Genomic DNA, 21,242 nt, shown 5'->3' on the forward strand with positions numbered 1-21,242 from the left:
AAACTCCAATTACCCGATTCACAGCCTGCTGTATCGTACGTTTTCAGTGAGATTGTAAGCGTAGGAATACATGAGCCAGTTAACCATCATCCTCTGGATGCTCAACGTTATCGTTGATACGTCCGGCCAGCTGGCCTTTAAAGCCGCCGCCTCAGCCAGCGCCGAACATGACGGTCTGGCCCACTGGAAGCACATGCTCAAGCGTCCATGGATCTGGCTGGGCGTGATCTGTTATGTCTTCGAATTCGTGTTGTGGCTGGCGTTCCTGACACTCGTACCACTGTCGGTTGGTGTGATGCTGGGCTCCATCAATATTGTCGTGATCATGATTGCCGGGCGTTTCCTGTTTAAAGAGAACCTGAGCAAATGGCGCTTGATCGGCATCATGCTGATCGCCTGTGGCGTGACTGTCGTAGGGTTTGAATGATGAAACGTTTCTATATCCTGGGTTTTCTGGCGCTGATCATTTTCGACACTTTGGCGCAGGTCAGCTTCAAATTCGCCTCGGTGCATGCCGAACCGCTGACCATGGACGTCGCCTGGCTGGTCCGGGTGTTTGGCGCACCGTGGATCTACGGCGCCTTTGTGGGCTATATCGGCGCCTTCTTCACCTGGATGACCTTGCTCAAATACGCCCCCGTGGGCCCGGCGTTTGCGGCTTCCCACCTGGAGTTGATCAGTGTGACGCTGATCTCCGTGTGGCTGTTCGATGACACCTTGACCCTGCCTAAAATCATCGGTGGCGCGCTGATTATCGCCGGCATCCTCTGCCTGGCGCGCAGCGAAGACAAAGAGAGCAAACAGGTCGAGGTCGAGCCGGCGCAGGCCCCGGTGTCATGACACACCCATGGGAAATCCCGCCGACCGCAGGGCTGCCTTTGCGCTGGCGGGATTTACTCGGTTTCTCGGGCGGCCTGGCCGACTCGCTGGCCCGCCAATTCTCGATTCCACGGCCGGCGCTGCCCTGCTCCGGCACCGCTGCGCTGATCATCGCCCTGCGCACCTTGCAGCAGCGTATGCCCGGCCGCACGCGCCTCATCGTGCCCGCCTACACCTGCCCCTTGGTGGCATTGGCCGCGCATTACTGCCCGCCGCTGCGAGTAGTGCCCTGTGATTTGCAGCCCAACAGCATTGACCTCGATGAACAGCAACTGGCGCACCTGTGCGACGACAGCACGCTGGCGGTGGTGGTCACTCACCTGGCTGGGCGCGTGGCCGATGTGGGTGCCGCCAAGCGTATTGCCGACGCCGTCGGTGCGGCAGTCATCGAGGACGCCGCGCAAGCCATGGGCGCCCTTGACGATGGCCGTAGCGTTGGGCTCAAAGGCGACGTAGGTTTTTTCAGCCTGGCATTGGGTAAAGGCCTGACGACAGCCGAAGGCGGTGTGCTGTTCAGTCGCGACCCGGTGTTGCACCAGGCGCTGCACCGCCAGTGCCGGCAAGACCTGCCCTTCAGCCTGCGCTGGGAGCTGCAACGCAGCGCCGAACTGTGGGGTTACGCCCTGGCCTATCAGCCGCGTGGCTTGTATTACGTGTATGGCAAGGCGCTGCGCAAAGCGTTGGCCCAAGGCGATGAAGTGGCCGCCGTGGGCGACGACTTTTCGGTTAACGACATCCCATTGCACCGTCTCGGCGGCTATCGCCAGAAGGTCGGGGCCGCCGCGCTGGCGCGCCTGCCGGATTATTTGCAACAGGGCCAAACCCGCGCCTTACGCCGTGCAGCACGCTTAAATGCCTTGCCCGGCGTCTCGGTGGTAATGGACCGGCCCGGGCAGCAAGGCACCTGGCCTTTTTTGATGGTGATGATGCCGTCTGCACAGACACGTGATGCGGCGATGGCGCAGCTGTGGACCTCAGGGCTGGGCGTGACCCGCCTGTTTATCCACACCTTGCCGGACTATCCGGCGGCGGCCCCGCTGTTGCAGCCAGGCGGCGACCTTACCCAGGCCCAAGCCTTCGCCGCCCGCACACTGTCAATCAGCAACAGCCATTGGCTGACGGACGAACACTTCGAACAGGTACTGGCTCAGTTCAAGGTTATTGTCGCCAGCCCTGATTGATACGGTCCACCAAACGGCCATTCAGCGCGTTCTGTTGCTGTTGCCAAATCTGCACTTGCGCCTCAGGCAGCGCCTCTTGGCCATCGGAAGCACTCAACCAACGCTTGAACTTGCTTTCATAGTGGTACGCCGACACGTCGCCGGTAATGTCCGCGCCGATGATCAGGCCATGGCAGGCGCTGATCAGGTCGTTCAAGTGCTGCTCCAGAAACTCGCCCTGGTCCCAGTTGGTGTTCACCACCTCGGGGCTCAACACGTCTTTGTCGATGGACAGGTAAACCGGCAACGAACGGTCAAACTGCGCCAAGAACGCGCGCATCAAATCGTCCGGGTTGCTGAAGGCGCGATTGCTGCGACCGGCGCCGACCCAGTTCATCCAGCGCGTGTCGACGTTGACGTTCCAGTAGGTCAGCTTGCGCTTGAGCAGCGGCGACCAGTGATTCTCCCAGGCGTGGCCCAGGCCGATATCCTGCGAGCCGATGCCCAGCACATGCACATGCTCGACCTGCGGCAAGCGGCTGGCCCAATAGACCCACGAGCCGCAATGGATGCCGAACGGGTAACGCATGTTGTCGGGGTGGTTGTCGCAAATGATCAGCTGGAACTTCTGCTGCGTTGGCAGTCGGTTCAGCAACAACTGGCTGAGGTGGTGATAGTCGCCACTGCCGGTAAACACACAGCCGTAGTCACCGGGCATTTGCGCGTGCAGGGCCGTCTCCAGCGCCTTGAACTGCGCCCACCGGCAGCCGAAGCGGATTTTTTCCTGCCAGGCCTGTAGCGCTAAGGTGGTCGCGCCGGGGATGTCACTGACGGCGCCATCAAAATCCAGAATCAGCGGCGGTCGGGCCAGGCTCATGAGGTGTGCTCCTGTTGCCACTGGGCATCGCTTTCAAAGTGATGGCGGAACCGACTGCCCAGCTTGCGCAGCAGCGGGTTGCGCACCCAGACCAGGTGGCGGGTGAAGGTAAAGTCGGCGCCAAGGCTGGCCTTGACCTGTGGGTCGGTCCAGCCAGCCACGTAAAACTTCAGCCCATTGGCCAGCGCGTACTCAAGGTTTACAAACCAACTGACGAAGTACAGGTTGAATTCCAGCGCCAGCGGGTAATTGAGGCCGATGTACTTGTCGAGCAGCTTGTCGCCTTCCACGTAGCACAGGTTGTAGCCGATCAGTTCATCGCAGTGCCAGTAGCAGAACACGCGCCCATTGCTGCTGGCGTCGCGGAACAAGCCACGGAAAAATTCAGGGGTGAGCAGGTCAAAGTGGATCTCGCTCTGGTCGTACACCGCCTTGTACAGCCCGTACAAGTGCGTGAGCCAGGCGTCATCGTTGAAGCGCGCATCGCCGGTCTCCAGGACTTCCACGCGCATCGCTTCACGACTGCGCAGTTTGCGCCGGATATTGCGCCGACGGCTGTGGGACAAGCGCGCCAAGTATTCGTCGATGCTGGTGAAGTTGATCGGCACATAGGCCAGCGCCTGGCCTTCCAGGCTGATGAAGCCACGCCGGGTGCAATCGTCGATCAAGGCTTGCGCGTAAAGGTTGTCCGCGTCGCTGAGCAACGGTGAGTTGTACGGCACGTCTTTGATCACGGTGAGTTTGCGCTGCGGTGCACATTCATATTGCAGCCACTGCGCGAGGTCCTGGGGCGACACGCCTTGGGGAAACGGCGAGTACTCACTGACGGTAGTGCCCACGAAGCAGCTGTCGATACGCAGCCACGAACGCCAAAACCGATACCCCGGCCAGTTGCGAACGCGCTGCTCGAACCCATCGTCGGCGGTGGTCAACAGGTCGAATGGCGTGAAAAAATACGGCAGGCCCTGCTCGGATAGCCGGGCGTCGAAGCCCTCCGGCGGGTGCTGCAAAAAGCGCTTGATCAGCGATTGCGCTTCCAAGCAGCACGCGTAAGTCGTCTCGGCGCGGCTGGGTTCTGGCAATGGTTGCGTGGCGCAAGTCATGGAAAAAAGCTCATAGATGACAGCGCAATACTAGCCTTTTGACTTGCCGGTCACTTGAACCTCGGCTGTCGGCGAGGCACATCGGGCGCGTTATCAGCATTTCCCTCAGCCCTCACCAAACCTATTAGACTCCGTTGACCTAAAAGGCGAATGACCAAGGATCGTCCATGAAACGCAGCCTGACCGTGCTCGCTCTGCTGATTGCCGCCCTCTTGGCTGGCGCCGGCTGGTATGTCTACAGCAAGCAACCGACCCGCCAGGGCACCGAAACACTGGCCAACCTGCAAGGTTCGGTCACGGTGCGTTACGACGACCGTGGCGTGCCGCACATCCGCGCCGAGAACGAGACCGACCTGTATCGCGCCCTGGGCTACGTGCATGCCCAGGACCGGCTGTTCCAAATGGAGATCATGCGGCGCCTGGCCCGTGGTGAACTGGCTGAAGTGCTCGGCCCCAAGCTGCTGAGCACCGACAAGCTGTTTCGCAGCCTGCGTATTCGCGAGCGTGCCTTGAGTTACGTGGAACACACCGACCACGACTCCAAGGCATGGAAGGCCTTGCAAGCCTATCTGGACGGAATCAACCAGTATCAGGACAGCCACGCCAGCCCGATGGAGTTCGACGTGCTGGGCATTGCCAAGCGACCGTTCACTGCCGAGGACACCATCAGCGTTGCCGGGTACATGGCCTACAGCTTTGCCGCCGCATTTCGTACCGAGCCGCTGCTGACTTACGTACGCGACCAGCTGGGCAGCGATTACCTGAAAGTCTTCGACCTGGACTGGCAGACCAAAGGCGCGCTCAACCTTGCCGCCAGCGACTGGAAAACCCTCGGCGCCCTCGCCTCGTTGAGCGATCAGGCCCTGGCCGACAACGGTTTGCCGCAGTTCGAAGGCAGCAACGCCTGGGCCATCAGCGGCAGCCGCACCAAAAGTGGCAAGCCATTGCTGGCGGGCGATCCGCATATTCGCTTCTCGGTGCCGTCGGTGTGGTACGAGGCGCAGTTGTCGGCGCCGGGCTTTGAGCTCTACGGCTATCACAACGCGCTGGTGCCGGTAGCGTTCCTGGGCCACAACCTGGATTTCGGCTGGAGCCTGACCATGTTCCAGAACGACGACCTCGACTTGATCGCCGAAAAGGTCAACCCGGACAACCCCAACCAAGTCTGGTACCACGACCAATGGGTCGACATGACCAGCAGCGAGCAGCAGATCGCGGTCAAGGGCCAGGCGCCGGTGACGCTGACGCTGCGCCAATCGCCCCACGGCCCAATCATCAATGACGTGCTCGGCGAAAATGCCGGCAAGACGCCGATCGCGATGTGGTGGGCGTTCCTGGGCACCGAAAACCCGATCCTTGAAGGTTTCTACCAGCTCAACCGCGCCGACACGTTGGCCAAGGCCCGCGCGGCAGCGGCCAAGGTCTCGGCGCCGGGCCTGAACATTGTGTGGGCGAATGCCAAGGGCGACATCGGCTGGTGGGCGGCGGCGCAGTTGCCAATCCGCCCGGCGGGGGTGAATGCCGGTTTTATTCTCGATGGCAGCACCGCCCAGGCCGACAAGCTGGGCTTCTACCCATTCAGCGCCAACCCCCAGGAAGAAAACCCGGCGCGCGGTTATGTGGTGTCGGCCAATGCCCAGCCGGTCTCGCCCACCGGCATGGAAATCCCCGGTTACTACAACCTCGCCGACCGTGGCCAGCAGTTGAACACGCAACTGAGCGACAAAAGCGTGAAGTGGGACGTGACCAACAGCCAGGCCTTGCAGTTGGGCACCACCACCGCCTACGGCCCACGCCTGCTGGCGCCGCTGTTGCCGGTGCTGCGCGAGGTGGTCAAGGACCCGGCACAGTTGAAACTGGTGGAGCAGCTTGCAAGCTGGAAGGGTGACTACCCGCTGGATTCCACCAGCGCCACGCTGTTCAACCAGTTCCTGTTCAACCTCGCCGACGCGGCCTTCCACCCGAAACTGGGCGATGCCATGTTCAAGACCCTGCTGACTACGCGGGTGATCGATGCCGCCCTGCCACGCCTGGCCGCCTCGCCGGACTCGCCCTGGTGGGACGGCAAGCGCGCCGACACGGTCAAGCTCGCCTGGGACAACAGCCTGACACACCTCAAAGCCACCTTCGGTGATGACCCGACTCAATGGCAGTGGGGCAAGGCGCACACCCTGACCCACGGCCACCCGCTGGGTATGCAGAAGCCGCTGGATATAGTCTTCAACGTCGGCCCCTTCCCCGCCCCTGGCAGCCACGAAGTACCGAACAACCAGACAGCCATGATTGGCCCCGCGCCGTGGCCGGTGACCTACGGCCCATCGACCCGCCGCCTGATCGACTTCGCCGACCCGGCCCACGCACTGACCATCAACCCGGTGGGGCAAAGCGGTGTGCCGTTTGACTCGCACTATGGCGACCAAGCGGAAACCTACATTGAAGGCGGGTACGAGCAGGCGCATTTCAGTGATGAGGAAGTGACGGCGAATACGCGGGGCACGCTGAAATTACTGCCTGCCAGATAACCGCCTGGAAACCCGGTCAATGGGGGAGCTGGCTTGCCTGCGATGAGGCCATGTCCGTCGACTCATCTGTCGACTGACGCACCACCATCGCAGGGCAAACCAGCTCACCCATTTGATCTTGGTTGTGACGGCTACCGCGCCCTCAGGCGCCCCGGCGCCTCGCCGTAGGTTTCCTTGAACTTCTTGCTGAACGCTGCCTGGGACTGATAACCCACCTGGGCGGCGATATCCATCAGGCTCAGGCGTGACTGGTGCAGCAGATTGAACGCCAACTCCATACGCAACTGGGTCAGCAGCACCCACGGGGATACACCCGCCACCTTCACAAAGGTACGCATGAAGGTCGCTCGCGACATCGTCGCAACCAAGGCCAGGCTGTCGATGGTCCATTCATGGCCGGGCTCGGCCAGCATCGCCTGCCAGGCCTTGCTCAGGCGCTTGTCGGCGAGCAAGGCGAAGGTGCCGGCCACCGGCGCCTGAAGGGTCAGCCAGGTGCGCAGGATCAGGGTGAACAAGGCCGACGACAGTGCATCGATAAACGAGCGGGCGCCCAGTTGTTGCCCATCCGCTTCGCTGCGCAACAAAGCAATCAACGCAGCCAATTGCCCATCGCCCTGCCACTGCCGACTGGACACCACCAGATACTCCGGCAACGCGGCAAACAACAACGACTGCCGGTTGTAGTGAAAGCTGCCGCAGAGCATGTCCAAGTCCACCCGTTCGCCACCCAGGCGATGAACCGGAAGTAAACCGCCCTCAATCACCGTCGGTGGCATCGGCTGGATGCGTGAACCTGGACTGCGCAACAAATGGGTGGCGCCACCGGGCATCAGCAGGATATCGCCCTCCCCCAGCGTTACGTGCTGCCCGCTCGTTAACTCGGCGCGGCAGGTGCCGCTGAGCACAATGTGATACGGCGCCACGCCCAAATTCTCCGGCGTGTGATCCAGCGCCCAGTCGCCCTGGAACTGGCAACGCAAATCCAGGCTGCCGCGCAGGTTGGCCATCTTGATAAGGGTGTCGATCGAATTCATTTGCGAACATCGGTCAAAAAGATGAGCGGATTGAACAATGCCCCTAACCCCGAACAGCACAGACTGGCTTCACACCCAACCTGTTCAGGAGTTACCGCAATGTTCAATAACTGGTCCGACTTGCTGCCTACCGTAAAGAAAGCCTTTGGCGCGCTGGGCAAGAGCAACCCGAAGATGGTCAAAGCGTACATGGCGTTGGACGAGGCTGCCGAGGAAAACAACGTGCTCGACGCCAAGACCCGTGAGCTGATTTCCATCGCCGTGGCTATCACCACGCGCTGTGACGGCTGCATCGGCGTGCATGCGGATGCGGCGATCAAAGCCGGCGCGACCCGCGAGGAAGTGGCCGCGACCCTGGCCACCGCAATTTCCATGAACGCGGGCGCGGCATATATCTACTCACTGCGCGCCCTGGAAGCCTACGACACGCTCAAACCAGCGCCGCAAAGTTAAGCCTGAACTGCTGCGGCGTCACGCCCAGCCGGCGGTTGAACACGCTGCGCATGTGCTGGGCATCGCGAAACCCGCATTGGTAGGCCACGGTCTTGAGCGGCGCGGGGCTGCTTTCGAGCATCACCCGCGCCGCGTCCACCCGCGCCCGCTCGACAAACTCCGCCGGGGTGATGCGCGCCTCACGGGCAAACACGCGAGAGAAATTGCGCGCACTCATATTGGCCGCCCTGGCCAGGTCGGCGATGGTCAAATCCCCGGTCAGGTTCGCCAGCACGTACAACTGCACCAGCGCCACCGCCGAGGTGCTTTCGGCGTGGGGTGTGAGGAAGGGGCTGAACTGCGACTGCCCGCCCGCACGCTGGGTGAACACCACCAGGCGCTTGGCCACGCTCAGCGCGACTTCCGCGCCGTGGTCCTGGGCCAGTAGAAACAGCGACAGATCGATGCCCGCCGTGACACCCGCCGAGGTGTAGAGGTTGCCGTCCTGCACGTAGAGGCGGTCGGCGTCGACTTGGGCCAAGGGGCACAAGCGCGCCAGGTCAGCGGCATCGTTCCAATGGGTGGTGACGGTTTTGCCATTCAGTAACCCGGCGCGGGCCAGCATGAAGGCGCCGTTGCAGATCGAGCCGAAGCGCTGCGCTCGGGCGGTGGCGTCGCATAGCCAAGCATCAAACGCCGCGCCGAAATTTTCGAAGGGCAATTGCGGGCCGCCGGCGACCAGCAGCAGGTCGTAGGCGCTCAGGGCTTCGCTGTAATGCCGGTGGGCCTGCAACGACAAGCCGTTGGAGGCCGCCATGGTGCCGTGGCCCAGGCCGATCACTTCGAGTTGGTAATGGTCTTCGGGCGGCAGGAAACGGTTGGCCTCGCAAAACACATCCATGGGGCCGGTCACGTCCAGTGACTGGACGCCGGGGAAGATCAGGATGGCGACGGTTTTGCCCATGAACAACTCACCTTCTACTGGAAGAACATAAACCCCCTGTGGGAGCTGGCTTGTCGGGTCGCCGCATCGCTGCGATCGCATCACTCCAGTCTAACTGACAGACCGAGTCGCCAGCATCGCAGGCAAGCCAGCGCCCACATTTGACCGCATCTGGCGCGATATCGAGGCACATTGGCCGGGATCGCACCCTCGCGGCAATAGCCCCGTCGCGAGCGCGCGACCAGACTTCACTCATCGGCGCCCCACCGGCGCTTGCTTGAGGAGAACGACCATGAGCCCCACCATCGCCGGCATCCAGATCCCGGACAGCGCCCTGGCCAAGGCCACCACCGAATACATCCGCGACGTCGAATCCGACCTGCTCTACCACCACTCCCGCCGGGTGTTCCTGTTCGGTGCGTTGAGCGGCGAACGCAAACAATTGGCCTACAACCCGGAGCTGCTTTACGTCGGCGCGATGTTCCATGACCTGGGCCTGGTTGAAGGCCATCGCAGTGACAACGAACGTTTCGAAGTGGACGGCGCCAACGCCGCCGCCGCGTTCCTAAAGCCGTACGGGCTGAGTGATGACGATATCGAGCAAGTGTGGTTGTCGATCGCCCTGCACACCACGCCGGGCGTGCCGCAGCATCTGCGCCCCACCGTGGCGCTGGTGACCGCCGGTGTCGAGATGGACGTGCTGGGCATGGACTACGCCGCCTTTACCAGCGTGCAGCGCGAAGCCGTGGTGCATGCGCATCCACGTGGCGAGGGGTTCAAGGAGTGCATCATCTGCGCGTTTGCCGACGGCTTGCGCCATCGCCCGCAGACCACGTTTGGCAACGTGAAGACGGATGTGCTGGTGGATCAGGAGCCGGGGTTCAAGCCGATGAATTTTGTGGAGGTGATTCGTAAGTCGCCGTGGGCTGCCTAGTTGACTTGGAATGCAATCAACTGTGGGAGCTGGCGTGCCTGCGATGAGGCCCTGCCAGTCGACTCATCTGTCGACTGACACACCGCTATCGCAGGCAAGCCAGCTCCCACATTTTTCATCCCACTCCGGCAGTTAAACCGGTGCAGCCGCCCGGCGCTTGTCCGGCTGCTGCCAGCCATCGGCCGCGGCTTCTTCAATCGCTTGCTGGATGGCTTTCTTGCGGTGCTCTTCAGCACGACGGCTGAAGAACCACACCAGGAAGGTCACCAGCGACACCGCCAACAGGATCAAGCTGGCCACGGCGTTGATCTCAGGTTTAACCCCAAGACGCACCGCCGAGAACACTTCCATCGGCAAGGTGGTCGAGCCCGGGCCCGACACGAAGCTGGCGAGTACCAGGTCATCCAGCGACAGCGCGAACGACATCATGCCGCCCGCCGCCAACGACGGTGCGATCATCGGGATGGTGATCAAGAAGAACACCTTCCACGGCCGCGCACCGAGGTCCATGGCCGCTTCTTCGATCGACAAGTCCAGCTCACGCAAGCGCGCCGACACCACCACCGCCACATACGCCGCACAGAACGTGGTGTGGGCGATCCAGATGGTGACAATGCCACGTTCCTGCGGCCAACCGATCATCTGCGCCATGGCCACGAACAGCAGCAACAGCGACAGACCGGTGATCACCTCAGGCATTACCAGCGGCGCCGTCACCAAGCCGCCGAACAGCGTGCGGCCCTTGAACTGGCTGATGCGCGTCAGCACGAACGCCGCCAACGTACCCAGCGCTACGGCGGCCACCGCCGTGTAGCAGGCGATTTCCAGGGAGCGGGCCACCGAGCCCATCAGTTGGGTGTTGTCCAACAGGCCCACGTACCACTTGATCGACCAACCGCCCCACACCGTCACCAGCTTGGATTCGTTGAACGAGTAGATCACCAGGATCAGCATCGGCAGGTAGATAAACAACAACCCCGCCACCAGCATAAAACTCGAGAAACTGAAGCGCTTCATATCTTGCCCTCCAGCTCTTTGGCTTGGCTGCGGTTGAACAGGATGATCGGCACAATCAGGATCGCCAGCATCACCACCGCCAGGGCAGACGCCACCGGCCAGTCACGGTTGTTGAAGAATTCTTGCCACAACACTTTACCGATCATCAGGGTTTCCGGCCCGCCGAGCAGTTCCGGGATCACGAACTCGCCCACCACTGGAATGAACACCAGCATGCAGCCGGCGATGATGCCGTTCTTGGACAGCGGCACGGTGATCTTCCAGAAGCTGTTGAAGGTGCTCGAGCCCAGGTCGGACGCGGCTTCCAGCAGGCTCTGGTCATGCTTCACCAGGTTGGCATACAGCGGCAGGATCATGAACGGCAGGTACGAATAGACCACGCCGATGTACACCGCGATGTTGGTGTTGAGGATCTGCAGCGGTTCGTTGATCAAGCCGATGGACATCAGAAAGCTGTTGAGCAAACCGTTGTTGCTGAGGATGCCCATCCACGCATACACGCGAATCAGGATCGCGGTCCAGGTCGGCATCATGATCAGCAGCACCAGCACCGTCTGTATCTCTTTACGCGCGCTGGCAATGGCGTAGGCCATCGGGTAACCGATCAGCAGACACAACAGCGTGCTGAAAAACGCCATCTTCAGCGAGCCCAGGTACGCGGCGATATACAGCTCATCGCCCGCCAGCAAACTGTAGTTCGCCAGGTTCAGCACCAGTTGCAGCTTCTGCTCAACGTAGGTGTAGATCTCGGTGTACGGCGGTATCGCCACATCGGCTTCGGCAAAGCTGATTTTCAATACGATGAAAAACGGCAGTGCGAAAAACAGGAACAGCCACAGGAAAGGAATCCCAATGACCACCTGCTTGCCACTGGGGATTATGCGATCCAAGCGCCGCTTGAACTTCTTCATATTCATGAGCGAAGTACCACGCCGCTGTCGTCTTCCCACCACACGTACACCTGATCACCCCAGGTTGGGCGCTGGCCACGGCGTTCGGCGTTGGCGACAAAGGACTGCACCAGCTTGCCGCTCGGCAATTCCACGTAGAACACCGAGTGGCCGCCCAGGTAGGCGATGTCATGCACCTTGCCGCTGGACCAGTTGTGTTCGCAGGTCGGCATTTCAGTGGTGACCAGCAGCTTTTCCGGGCGGATGGCGTAAGTCACCGACTTGTCTTCCACCGAGGTAGCGATGCCGTAGCCCACGTAGATGTCGCGGTCCAGGTCCGTGCACTTGAGCACCGCGTGGCCTTCGGCGTCGTCCACCACTTGGGTGTCGAAGATGTTCACGTTGCCGATGAACTCACACACCAGGCGGCTGGTAGGCGTTTCGTAGATGTCGATCGGGCTGCCGATCTGGGCGATCCAGCCCAGGTGCATGATCGCGATGCGCTCGGCCATGGTCATGGCCTCTTCCTGGTCGTGGGTCACCATCACGCAGGTCACGCCCACGCGCTCGATGATCTCCACCAGCTCCAGCTGCATCTGCGAACGCAGCTTCTTGTCGAGTGCGCCCATCGGCTCATCGAGCAGCAGCAGTTTCGGGCGTTTGGCCAGGGAACGCGCCAACGCCACACGCTGACGTTGACCGCCAGACAGCTGATGCGGCTTGCGTTTGGCGTACTGGCTCATCTGCACCAGCTTGAGCATCTCGGCCACGCGGGCGTCGACTTCAGCCTTGGAGATCTTGTCCTGTTGCAGGCCGAAGGCGATGTTCTGCGCCACGGTCATGTGCGGGAACAAGGCGTAGGACTGGAACATCATGTTGATCGGCCGCTCGTACGGCGGCATGTCGGTGATGTCCACACCGTCGAGGTAAATGCGACCTTCCGTTGGGCGCTCGAAGCCTGCGAGCATGCGCAGCAAGGTGGATTTGCCCGAACCCGAACCGCCGAGCAAGGCGAAGATCTCGCCTTTTTTGATTTCCAGGGACACATCGTCCACGGCAATCGTCTCGTCGAACTTCTTCGTGACCCGGTCGATTTTGACCAGCACCTTTTTCGGTGTCTGGTCGCCCTCGAGGGCTTTCTTATAGGCGCCGGAGGCAACTGCCATTTACGAAACTCCCAACAAAATTTGAGGTTCACCCAATACGGGCGAAACCTTGGATAGTTTGAGCTTTAAGCCTTACTTGCCCGTCTTGACCTTGGTCCAGCTACGGGTCATCAAACGTTGCACTTTCGGGGGTAGCTCGAAGTTGACAAACGTCCGGTCGAGAACCGCCTGCGGTGGGTAAACCGCTGCGTCAGTGCGTATCGATTGCTCCATCAGTTTGTCCGCCCCTGGGTTAGGGTTGGCGTAACCGACTTGATCACTGACCTGAGCGATCACCTCAGGTTGCAGTAAATAGTTGATGAAGGCGTGGGCCTCTTTGACGTTGGCGGCGTCCGCGGGAATCGCCAGTACGTCAAACCACAAATTGCCGCCTTCTTTCGGAATCGTGTAGGCGATGTTCACCCCCTTGCCGGCTTCGCTTGCGCGGGCCTTGGCCTGGAACACATCACCGGAGAAACCCGCCGCCACGCAGATGTTGCCGTTGGCCAGGTCCGAGATGTATTTGGACGAGTGGAAATAGGTCACGTAGGGCCGCACTTTCAGCAACTTCTCTTCGGCCTTTTTGTAGTCTTCGGGGTTAGTGCTGTTAGGGTTCAAGCCCATGTAGTTGAGCACCGCCGGCAGCATTTCATCCGCCGAGTCCATGAACGAGACGCCGCAGGTGGCCAGCTTCTTCATGTTTTCCGGTTCGAACAGCACAGCCCAGGAATCGATGTGATCGACGCCCAGCACCTCTTTGACTTTGTCGACGTTGTAACCGATGCCGTTGGTACCCCACAGGTACGGCACGGCGTACTGGTTACCCGGATCATTCTTTTCCAGACGCTTGAGCAGCACCGGGTCGAGGTTGGAATAGTTAGTCAGCAATGACTTGTCGAGCTTCTGGAACGCCCCGGCCTTGATCTGCTTGCCGAGGAAGTGGTTGGACGGCACGACCACGTCGTAACCGGTACGCCCGGCGAGCAACTTGCCTTCCAGGGTCTCGTTGGAATCAAACACGTCATACACAGGCTTGATGCCGGTGGCCTTTTCAAAGTTGACCAGGGTGTCCGGGCCAATGTAGTCCGACCAGTTATAAATATGCACCGTCGGTGCGGCCTGCACGCTCACAGCCAGCGTGATACCTGCACCCACCAGCATGGCTTTGCGAAATAAAGAAATTGGCAAGTGGAGGTCCTCTTAAATAGTTGGGCCCAAAGTTGTTGCCCGGCAACAAAACCGGCGCGCAACTTACCCTCGATAAACCGATCCGGCAAAGCTTTATGTCATTTAATTTGTGGGAGCGGCCATTCGCCGCCCCCACCGGTATCAAGGCTTATTTGCCCGATTTGATTTTGGTCCAGCTGCGAGTCATTTCACGCTGGGTTGCAGCCGGCAAGTCAGCAATGGCGTAGAGCTTGGCTTGCACATCCGCCGCCGGGTAGATGCCCGGGTCGCTGGTGATGTCTTTGTCGACCAGTGCGGTGGCTTTCTCGTTACCGTTCGGGAAACGTACGCTGTTGGTGATGGCCGCCATCACTTTTGGCTCCAGCAGGTAGTTCATGAACTTGTAGGCGGCTTCGACGTTTTCGGCATCTTTAGGGATGGCGACCATGTCATAGAAGCTGCCGGCGCCTTCTTTTGGAATGTCGTAGGCAACCTTGACCTTGCCACCGGCTTCAGCCGCGCGGGACTTGGCCTGCTGGATGTCACCCGAGTAACCCACGGCCACGCAGATGTTGCCGTTGGCCAGGTCCGAGATGTACTTGGACGAGTGGAAGTAGCCGATCGATGGGCGCAGTTTGAGGAACAGGTCCTCGGCTTGTTTCAGATCAGCCTTCTTCTGGGTGTCGGTCGGCAGGCCCAGGTAATGCAGCGCAACCGGCAGCATTTCGGTTGGCGAGTCGAGGAAGCTCACGCCGCAGCTTTTCAGCTTGGCGATGTTTTCCGGCTTCATCAGCACGTCCCACGAATCGATCTTGTCCACGCCCAGCGCAGCCTTGACCTTCTCCGGGTTGTAACCGATGCCGATGGAGCCCCACATGTACGGGAAGGCGTGCTTGTTGTCCGGGTCGCTCACCGACACGGCTTTAAGCAGGGATTTGTTCAGGTTGTCGTAGCTGGGCAGCTTGGACTTGTCCAGCTCCTGATAGACACCGGCCTTGATCTGCTTGGCGAGGAAGTTGTTCGACGGTACGACGATGTCGTAGCCGGACTTGCCTGCCAGCAACTTGGCTTCCAGGGTCTCGTTGCTGTCGAAAACGTCGTACACCACTTTAATGCCCGACTCTTTTTCAAAGTTGGCGATGGTGTCCGGTGCAATGTAGTCAGACCAGTTATAGATGTGCAGCACTTTATCGCCTGCCTGGGCCGCGCCCACCATTGCGCCCATCAGGGACAAGGCGAGGAGGGTCTTGCCAGCGTTCTTCAAACCTAATGCCTTCATTTGGTGATGCTCCAATTTTTCTTTTTTGGGCCACGTTCTTAATGTTTAGCGGCCCGTCTAAAGGGCAACAAAACAGGGCGACAGTCTGGCAAGTTCGAGTGCCGGCTTTCAACCAAAGCACCCTTTTTATCAATGCAGATTTCTAACTGCTCAGACACAGCAGCCGAAGCCGCTGCGCACTGAGCCTAGCATTTAGCCCTGTAATGCCGCCAAAGTCAGGTCCAGGCAATGGCGAGCCTTGGTCACCAGCTCGTCGATTTCCGCTTTGCTCATCACCAGCGACGGCGAAATGATCATGGTGTCGCCCACGGCGCGCATGATCAGGCCATTCTCGAAGCAGAACGTGCGGCAGATCATGCCCACACCACGGCCTTCGTAACGCTTGCGCGTGGCCTTGTCCTGCACCAGCTCAATCGCCCCGAGCATGCCCACACCGCGAACTTCACCCACCAACGGGTGATCAGCCAGCTCCCTCAGACGCTTCTGCAAATACGGTGCCGTTTCGTCGTGCACACGCTTAACGATTTTTTCATCGCGCATGATGCGGATGTTTTCCAAGGCCACTGCTGCCGCCACCGGGTGACCGGAGTACGTGAAACCGTGGTTGAAATCACCGCCTTCATTCAGCACGGCAACCACGTCATCGTGCACGATCAGGCCGCCCATAGGGATGTAACCCGAGGTCAGGCCCTTGGCGATGGTCATCATGTGGGGCTTGAGGTCGTAGAAGTCGCTACCGAACCACTCACCGGTACGGCCGAAACCGCAGATCACTTCGTCGGCGACGAACAGAATGTCGTACTTGGCGAGGATTTCCTTGATGCGCGGCCAGTAGGTGGCTGGCGGCACGATCACGCCACCGGCACCCTGGATCGGCTCAGCAATAAAGGCACCGACGTTGTCCACGCCCAGTTCCAGGATCTTCTCTTCCAGTTGGTTGGCAGCCCACACCCCGAACTCTTCCGGGCTCATGTCGCCGCCTTCGCCGTACCAGTACGGCTGCGCGATGTGGGTGATGCCTGGGATCGGCAAGTCGCCCTGTTCGTGCATAGCGATCATGCCGCCCAAGCTGGCGCCGGCCACGGTGGAGCCGTGGTAGCCATTCTTGCGGCTGATGATGGTTTTCTTGTTCGGCTGACCTTTGATCGCCCAGTAGTGGCGGACCATGCGCAACATGGTGTCGTTGCCTTCCGAGCCGGAACCGGTGAAAAACACGTGGTTCATGCCCGCTGGCGCGATGTCGGAGATGACCTTGGCCAACTCCAGCACCGGCGGGTGAGCGGTCTGGAAGAACAGGTTGTAATACGGCAGTTCTTTCATCTGCTTGGCGGCGGCGTCAGCCAGTTCAGCGCGACCGTAACCAATCGCCACGCACCACAGGCCGGCCATGCCGTCGAGGATCTTGTTGCCTTCGCTGTCCCACAGGTAAACGCCGTGGGCTTTGGTGATGATCCGTGGGCCTTTCACCTTCAATTGCTTGAAGTCACTGAACGGTGCCAGGTGGTGATCATTGCTCAAGGCTTGCCATTCACGGGTTTGCGGGTTGTTGCTGGACATACCAATCTCCTAGACTTTTTCAGGTGAGGGCGCGTCTTTTCCTGCGACGCGCCCAGCGGATCAGACGGCGAAGAGCAGGAATTCCCGCTCCCACGAACTGATCACGCGCTTGAAGTTTTCATGCTCGGCCCGCTTGACCGCGACGTAACCTGTGATGAATTTTTGACCCAGGTATTTCTCGATGGTCTTGCTGTTTTCCATGCGTTCCAGGGCGTCTTCGATGGTCAACGGCAGGCGCAGGTTGCGGCGCTCGTAACCACGGCCCACCACGGGCGCGCTCGGGTTATGGCCTTCGACCATGCCGATGTAGCCGCACAGCAGGCTGGCGGCAATCGCCAGGTATGGGTTGGCGTCGGCGCCCGGCAGGCGGTTTTCCACGCGGCGGTTCTGCGGGCCGGCATCCGGTACGCGCAGGCCGACGGTGCGGTTCTCTTCGCCCCACTCCACGTTCACCGGCGCCGAGGTGTCGGGCAGGAAGCGGCGGAACGAGTTCACGTTGGGGGCAAACAGTGGCAGCAATTCAGGGATGAATTTCTGCAGGCCACCAATGTGGTTAAGGAACAGCTGGCTCATGCTCCCGTCTTCATTAGAGAAGACGTTCTTGCCGGTGGCGATGTCGATGATGCTCTGGTGCAAGTGCATCGCGCTGCCAGGCTCGCCGGTCATCGGCTTGGCCATGAACGTGGCGGCCACGTTGTGCTTGAGCGCGGCTTCACGCATGGTGCGCTTGAACACTAGGATCTGGTCGGCCAGCGACAGTGCGTCGCCGTGACGGAAGTTGATTTCCATCTGCGCCGTGCCGTCCTCGTGGATCAGTGTGTCGAGGTCCAGCTCCTGCAGTTCGCACCAGTCGTAGACGTCTTCGAACAATGGATCGAATTCGTTGGCTGCTTCTATAGAGAAGGACTGACGGCCCGTCTCCGGGCGACCGGAACGGCCGATCGGCGGTTGCAGCGGGAAGTCCGGGTCTTCGCAACGCTTGGTCAGGTAGAACTCCATCTCCGGCGCCACGATGGGCTGCCAGCCTCTGTCGGAGTACAGCTTGAGGACTTTCTTGAGCACGTTGCGCGGCGACAGCTCGATCGGGTTGCCTTGCTTGTCGTAGGTGTCGTGGATCACCTGCGCGGTGGGCTCGATGGCCCAAGGCACCAGGAACACCGCGTTCTGGTCGGGGCGGCAGATCATGTCGATGTCGGCCGGGTCGAGCAATTCGTAATAGATGTCGTCTTCGACATAGTCGCCGGTCACGGTCTGCAACAGAACACTCTCGGGCAGGCGCATGCCTTTTTCGGCGATGAACTTGTTGGTCGGCGAGATCTTGCCCCGGGTGATGCCCGTCAGGTCGCCAATCATGCATTCGACTTCTGTGATCTTGTGGTCTTTCAACCAATCGGTGAGCTGGTCGAGGTTGTTACTCATAAATGCCTCTGGGCTGGGTTTCCTGACATCCATTAAAGGTCAGGCGTTGTTTGACGCAGCATCCGCGTCGTCTTTTTCGTTCAGGTTAGGAGCTTACCTGCCATTTGCTGCAGCGTTGCATTCCTCAGGCCAAACTCGTGCAGAATCATGAGCAGCACCCTGGGTGGGAGCCGCTCAGTGGCAGGCGCGAGGGAAATGAGGAGGCAAAAAAGAGGTCGCCCAAGGCGTCAAGAATATTGGCCGGGGCGCGATCATTGACAAGGAAAAATTGGACTGGTGACAAGACTTGTCTGAAGCAGGTTGAAACGCCGAGTAGCGGCAGGCGAGACATGAAGCACCCCGGTATTATTGCTGTTATGGGTTTGAATCGAGCTTAGCCTTGTTCATTTTTTTACACAACACCCCCGTAAAAAATACAACACGGCCCGCTCAAGCCTGCTAGTCCCAAGCCGGTCAAACCCAAAAAATCGCCCCAAAAAGCCTCAAAAAAGGCCTCAAGGCGCTTTTTTAGGGCAAAAAAGGCCTCGCTTGACTTCGGCATGCCGTTCGGGTTGACTGAAACCAGAAAGATCAATGATTGATATTTTTAACAACAAAGGTGTTGCATCATGTCGGTACCCCCGCGTGCCGTTCAGCTTAACGAAGCGAACGCGTTCCTTAAGGATCATCCTGAGGTTCTGTACGTAGACCTTCTAATTGCGGATATGAATGGTGTGGTGCGCGGCAAGCGCATCGAACGCACCAGCCTCCACAAGGTTTACGAGAAGGGCATTAACCTGCCTGCCTCTTTATTTGCCCTGGATATCAACGGCTCGACGGTGGAAAGCACCGGCCTGGGTCTGGACATCGGTGATGCTGACCGAATCTGTTATCCAATCCCCGACACCCTGTGCAATGAACCTTGGCAAAAGCGCCCAACCGCGCAATTGCTGATGACCATGCACGAACTTGAAGGTGAACCTTTCTTCGCCGATCCTCGCGAAGTGCTCCGCCAAGTTGTAAGCAAATTTGACGACCTTGGTCTGACCATCTGCGCCGCCTTCGAGCTTGAGTTCTACCTGATCGACCAGGAGAACGTGAACGGCCGCCCACAACCGCCCCGCTCGCCGATCTCCGGCAAACGTCCGCACTCGACACAGGTCTACCTGATCGACGACCTCGACGAATACGTCGACTGCCTCCAGGACATTCTGGAAGGTGCCAAAGAGCAAGGTATCCCGGCTGACGCCATCGTCAAGGAAAGTGCCCCGGCGCAGTTCGAAGTGAACCTGCACCACGTGGCCGACCCGATCAAGGCCTGCGACTACGCGGTACTGCTCAAGCGCCTGATCAAGAACATCGCCTACGACCATGAGATGGACACCACCTTCATGGCCAAGCCTTACCCAGGCCAGGCAGGCAACGGTTTGCACGTACACATTTCGATCCTGGACAAGGACGGCAAGAACATCTTTGCCAGCGAGGATCCCGAGCAGAACGCCGCATTGCGTCACGCGATCGGCGGTGTGCTCGAGACCCTACCCGCCCAAATGGCGTTCCTGTGCCCTAACGTCAACTCCTACCGTCGTTTCGGCGCACAGTTCTACGTGCCGAACTCGCCGTGCTGGGGCCTGGATAACCGCACCGTGGCGATTCGCGTACCGACCGGCTCGTCCGATGCCGTACGTATCGAACACCGCGTGGCCGGCGCCGACGCCAACCCTTACCTGCTGATGGCTTCGGTCCTGGCAGGCGTGCACCACGGTCTGACCAACAAGATCGAACCTGGCGCACCAGTGGAAGGCAACAGCTACGAGCAGAACGAACAAAGCCTGCCAAACAACCTGCGCGATGCATTGCGCGAGTTGGACGACAGCGAGGTGATGGCCAAGTACATCGATCCTAAGTACATCGATATCTTCGTTGCCTGTAAGGAAAGTGAGCTGGAAGAGTTCGAACACTCCATCTCCGACCTTGAGTACAACTGGTACCTGCATACCGTGTAAGCGGTTGCTGCAATAAAAGAATGCCGCAGGCTTTAGGGCCTGCGGCTTTTTTTATGGGTTTCGTCAGGTAGACCGCGGTGGCTTTGTCGCTGGCAAGCCAGCTCCCACACTTGAATGTATTCACAAATCAAAAAGGTGGGAGCGGGCTTGTCGAATCGTCGCACCGCTGCGATGGCGGCCCGGCAGACAACACACCTTCCTGCTCATACAATGCCCGCTGCCTTGTAGGAGACTTCCATGACAACTCGCCCCGCCGCCCCTCGCAAACCCCGCGCCCGCAGCCAGGCCCGGATCGGTGCGATCCTCGATGCCGCCCGCACCTTGCTGGCGACCGAAGGCGTGGCCAGTTTGTCGATCTACAGCGTGGCCGAGCGCGCGCAGATTCCGCCGTCGTCGGTGTATCACTTCTTCGCGAGTGTGCCGGCATTGCTGGAGGCGTTGACCGCCGATGTGCACGCCGCTTTCCGCGCCGCGATTCAGGCACCTATCGACCATGATTCACTCAAGCACTGGCGCGACCTGTCCTACATCGTCGAACAGCGCATGCTCAGCATCTACAGCAACGACGCTGCCGCGCGGCAGTTGATCCTGGCGCAGCATGGGCTTACCGAGGTGACACAGGCTGATCGTCAGCATGATCTGGAATTGGGCGACTTGATGTTCGAAGTCTTCAACCGCCACTTCGAGGTGCCGACCTTGCCTGAAGAGGTGGACGTGTTTGCCCTAGCGCTGGAGTTGAGCGACCGCGTGTATGCGCGCTCGGTGCATCAGCATGGGCAGATTACCTCGCGCATGGCCGAGGAAGGGATGCGGGTGTTCGATGCGTATGTGGGGCTTTATTTGCCGGCGTATTTGCCCAAGCGGGTGGTGGCTGCCTGAGTCATGTACTGCCTGGGCGG

At 59.9% G+C, this 21,242-nt stretch carries 19 protein-coding genes; 8 read left to right on the plus strand and 11 right to left on the minus strand.

From position 1 onward, the window contains the following. The first annotated feature begins 70 nt into the window (after positions 1 to 70). From KZH41_RS29630 to KZH41_RS29640, 3 genes are read left to right on the plus strand one after another with little or no spacing between them, the layout of a single operon-like run. Entirely contained in the window at positions 71 to 427 is a 357-nt protein-coding gene (locus KZH41_RS29630) for an EamA family transporter (protein WP_094949224.1), read from the plus strand. Further along, complete coding sequence (locus tag KZH41_RS29635) at positions 427 to 840, plus strand: DMT family transporter (protein WP_094949225.1); 414 nt, start codon at positions 427 to 429, stop codon at positions 838 to 840. Before KZH41_RS29630 ends, KZH41_RS29635 begins: the two co-directional genes overlap by 1 nt. Continuing rightward, complete coding sequence (locus KZH41_RS29640; protein WP_263274159.1) at positions 837 to 2,060, plus strand: DegT/DnrJ/EryC1/StrS family aminotransferase; 1,224 nt, start codon at positions 837 to 839, stop codon at positions 2,058 to 2,060. Before KZH41_RS29635 ends, KZH41_RS29640 begins: the two co-directional genes overlap by 4 nt. On the opposite strand, the gene KZH41_RS29645 is transcribed toward KZH41_RS29640, so the two are convergent. Both KZH41_RS29645 and KZH41_RS29650 read right to left on the minus strand, forming a co-directional pair. Next, entirely contained in the window at positions 2,038 to 2,916 is an 879-nt protein-coding gene (locus tag KZH41_RS29645; protein WP_094949227.1) for a hypothetical protein, read from the minus strand. The two genes, KZH41_RS29640 and KZH41_RS29645, sit on opposite strands and share 23 nt — an antisense overlap. Further along, positions 2,913 to 4,019, minus strand: coding sequence for a GNAT family N-acetyltransferase (locus KZH41_RS29650; protein WP_263274160.1), 1,107 nt, complete (start codon positions 4,017 to 4,019; stop codon positions 2,913 to 2,915). The genes KZH41_RS29645 and KZH41_RS29650 overlap by 4 nt, the downstream gene beginning before the upstream one ends. Before the next feature lie 167 nt (positions 4,020 to 4,186). On the opposite strand from KZH41_RS29650, the gene KZH41_RS29655 reads away from it, so the two are divergent. Continuing rightward, positions 4,187 to 6,541 (plus strand): penicillin acylase family protein, encoded by a 2,355-nt coding sequence (locus KZH41_RS29655; RefSeq protein WP_094949229.1) that lies wholly within the window; start codon positions 4,187 to 4,189, stop codon positions 6,539 to 6,541. Positions 6,542 to 6,672: 131 nt separating this feature from the next. Here KZH41_RS29655 and KZH41_RS29660 read toward each other — a convergent pair whose 3' ends face one another. Then, complete coding sequence (locus tag KZH41_RS29660) at positions 6,673 to 7,575, minus strand: AraC family transcriptional regulator (protein WP_094949230.1); 903 nt, start codon at positions 7,573 to 7,575, stop codon at positions 6,673 to 6,675. A 99-nt stretch (positions 7,576 to 7,674) separates the two neighbouring features. Here KZH41_RS29660 and KZH41_RS29665 point away from each other — a divergent pair, with 99 nt between their 5' ends. Continuing rightward, positions 7,675 to 8,028 (plus strand): carboxymuconolactone decarboxylase family protein, encoded by a 354-nt coding sequence (locus KZH41_RS29665; RefSeq protein ID WP_083356232.1) that lies wholly within the window; start codon positions 7,675 to 7,677, stop codon positions 8,026 to 8,028. On the opposite strand, the gene KZH41_RS29670 is transcribed toward KZH41_RS29665, so the two are convergent. Beyond that, the gene (locus KZH41_RS29670; RefSeq protein WP_094949231.1) at positions 8,006 to 8,971 is read right to left on the minus strand and encodes a GlxA family transcriptional regulator; all 966 of its coding nucleotides are present in this window, start codon (positions 8,969 to 8,971) and stop codon (positions 8,006 to 8,008) included. The genes KZH41_RS29665 and KZH41_RS29670 overlap by 23 nt on opposite strands. 271 nt (positions 8,972 to 9,242) lie before the next feature. On the opposite strand from KZH41_RS29670, the gene KZH41_RS29675 reads away from it, so the two are divergent. After that, a complete protein-coding gene (locus tag KZH41_RS29675) occupies positions 9,243 to 9,884 on the plus strand; it encodes an HD domain-containing protein (protein WP_263274161.1) in 642 nt (213 codons plus the stop codon). 132 nt (positions 9,885 to 10,016) lie between these two features. On the opposite strand, the gene KZH41_RS29680 is transcribed toward KZH41_RS29675, so the two are convergent. The 7 genes from KZH41_RS29680 to KZH41_RS29710 form a co-directional block, all read right to left on the minus strand. Then, positions 10,017 to 10,901, minus strand: a complete 885-nt coding sequence (locus KZH41_RS29680) for an ABC transporter permease subunit (protein WP_083356229.1) — start codon at positions 10,899 to 10,901, stop codon at positions 10,017 to 10,019. Next, positions 10,898 to 11,818 (minus strand): ABC transporter permease subunit, encoded by a 921-nt coding sequence (locus KZH41_RS29685; protein WP_094948831.1) that lies wholly within the window; start codon positions 11,816 to 11,818, stop codon positions 10,898 to 10,900. The genes KZH41_RS29680 and KZH41_RS29685 overlap by 4 nt, the downstream gene beginning before the upstream one ends. After that, entirely contained in the window at positions 11,815 to 12,957 is a 1,143-nt protein-coding gene (locus KZH41_RS29690; protein ID WP_094948830.1) for an ABC transporter ATP-binding protein, read from the minus strand. The genes KZH41_RS29685 and KZH41_RS29690 overlap by 4 nt, the downstream gene beginning before the upstream one ends. Positions 12,958 to 13,029: 72 nt before the next feature. Next, entirely contained in the window at positions 13,030 to 14,124 is a 1,095-nt protein-coding gene (locus tag KZH41_RS29695; protein WP_094948829.1) for a polyamine ABC transporter substrate-binding protein, read from the minus strand. 148 nt (positions 14,125 to 14,272) lie between these two features. Next, a complete protein-coding gene (locus KZH41_RS29700) occupies positions 14,273 to 15,367 on the minus strand; it encodes a polyamine ABC transporter substrate-binding protein (protein WP_094948838.1) in 1,095 nt (364 codons plus the stop codon). 207 nt (positions 15,368 to 15,574) lie between these two features. After that, entirely contained in the window at positions 15,575 to 16,939 is a 1,365-nt protein-coding gene (locus tag KZH41_RS29705; protein WP_094948828.1) for an aspartate aminotransferase family protein, read from the minus strand. 60 nt (positions 16,940 to 16,999) lie between these two features. Continuing rightward, a complete protein-coding gene (locus tag KZH41_RS29710; RefSeq protein WP_094948827.1) occupies positions 17,000 to 18,358 on the minus strand; it encodes a glutamine synthetase family protein in 1,359 nt (452 codons plus the stop codon). A 608-nt stretch (positions 18,359 to 18,966) separates the two neighbouring features. Between KZH41_RS29710 and KZH41_RS29715 the strand changes: the two genes are divergently transcribed. Beyond that, positions 18,967 to 20,343: a glutamine synthetase family protein gene (locus KZH41_RS29715; protein WP_003213894.1), complete on the plus strand. Its 1,377-nt coding sequence runs from the start codon at positions 18,967 to 18,969 to the stop codon at positions 20,341 to 20,343. A gap of 237 nt (positions 20,344 to 20,580) precedes the next feature. Next, the gene (locus KZH41_RS29720) at positions 20,581 to 21,222 is read left to right on the plus strand and encodes a TetR/AcrR family transcriptional regulator (protein ID WP_094948826.1); all 642 of its coding nucleotides are present in this window, start codon (positions 20,581 to 20,583) and stop codon (positions 21,220 to 21,222) included. The last annotated feature ends 20 nt before the right edge of the window (positions 21,223 to 21,242 follow it).

Source organism: Pseudomonas sp. YeP6b, assembly GCF_025642995.1.
Lineage (GTDB): Bacteria > Pseudomonadota > Gammaproteobacteria > Pseudomonadales > Pseudomonadaceae > Aquipseudomonas.

Excerpts from the sequence above, each read along its gene's own strand:
- KZH41_RS29705 (WP_094948828.1), bottom strand. The coding sequence starts at position 16,939 with ATGTCCAGCAACAACCCGCAAACCCGTGAATGGCAAGCCTTGAGCAAT.
- KZH41_RS29635 (WP_094949225.1), top strand. The coding sequence starts at position 427 with ATGAAACGTTTCTATATCCTGGGTTTTCTGGCGCTGATCATTTTCGAC.
- KZH41_RS29640 (WP_263274159.1), top strand. The coding sequence starts at position 837 with ATGACACACCCATGGGAAATCCCGCCGACCGCAGGGCTGCCTTTGCGC.
- KZH41_RS29665 (WP_083356232.1), top strand. The coding sequence starts at position 7,675 with ATGTTCAATAACTGGTCCGACTTGCTGCCTACCGTAAAGAAAGCCTTT.
- KZH41_RS29715 (WP_003213894.1), top strand. The coding sequence starts at position 18,967 with ATGTCGGTACCCCCGCGTGCCGTTCAGCTTAACGAAGCGAACGCGTTC.
- KZH41_RS29680 (WP_083356229.1), bottom strand. The coding sequence starts at position 10,901 with ATGAAGCGCTTCAGTTTCTCGAGTTTTATGCTGGTGGCGGGGTTGTTG.
- KZH41_RS29660 (WP_094949230.1), bottom strand. The coding sequence starts at position 7,575 with ATGAATTCGATCGACACCCTTATCAAGATGGCCAACCTGCGCGGCAGC.
- KZH41_RS29630 (WP_094949224.1), top strand. The coding sequence starts at position 71 with ATGAGCCAGTTAACCATCATCCTCTGGATGCTCAACGTTATCGTTGAT.
- KZH41_RS29650 (WP_263274160.1), bottom strand. The coding sequence starts at position 4,019 with ATGACTTGCGCCACGCAACCATTGCCAGAACCCAGCCGCGCCGAGACG.
- KZH41_RS29655 (WP_094949229.1), top strand. The coding sequence starts at position 4,187 with ATGAAACGCAGCCTGACCGTGCTCGCTCTGCTGATTGCCGCCCTCTTG.
- KZH41_RS29690 (WP_094948830.1), bottom strand. The coding sequence starts at position 12,957 with ATGGCAGTTGCCTCCGGCGCCTATAAGAAAGCCCTCGAGGGCGACCAG.
- KZH41_RS29675 (WP_263274161.1), top strand. The coding sequence starts at position 9,243 with ATGAGCCCCACCATCGCCGGCATCCAGATCCCGGACAGCGCCCTGGCC.
- KZH41_RS29645 (WP_094949227.1), bottom strand. The coding sequence starts at position 2,916 with ATGAGCCTGGCCCGACCGCCGCTGATTCTGGATTTTGATGGCGCCGTC.
- KZH41_RS29710 (WP_094948827.1), bottom strand. The coding sequence starts at position 18,358 with ATGAGTAACAACCTCGACCAGCTCACCGATTGGTTGAAAGACCACAAG.
- KZH41_RS29685 (WP_094948831.1), bottom strand. The coding sequence starts at position 11,818 with ATGAATATGAAGAAGTTCAAGCGGCGCTTGGATCGCATAATCCCCAGT.
- KZH41_RS29720 (WP_094948826.1), top strand. The coding sequence starts at position 20,581 with ATGACAACTCGCCCCGCCGCCCCTCGCAAACCCCGCGCCCGCAGCCAG.
- KZH41_RS29670 (WP_094949231.1), bottom strand. The coding sequence starts at position 8,971 with ATGGGCAAAACCGTCGCCATCCTGATCTTCCCCGGCGTCCAGTCACTG.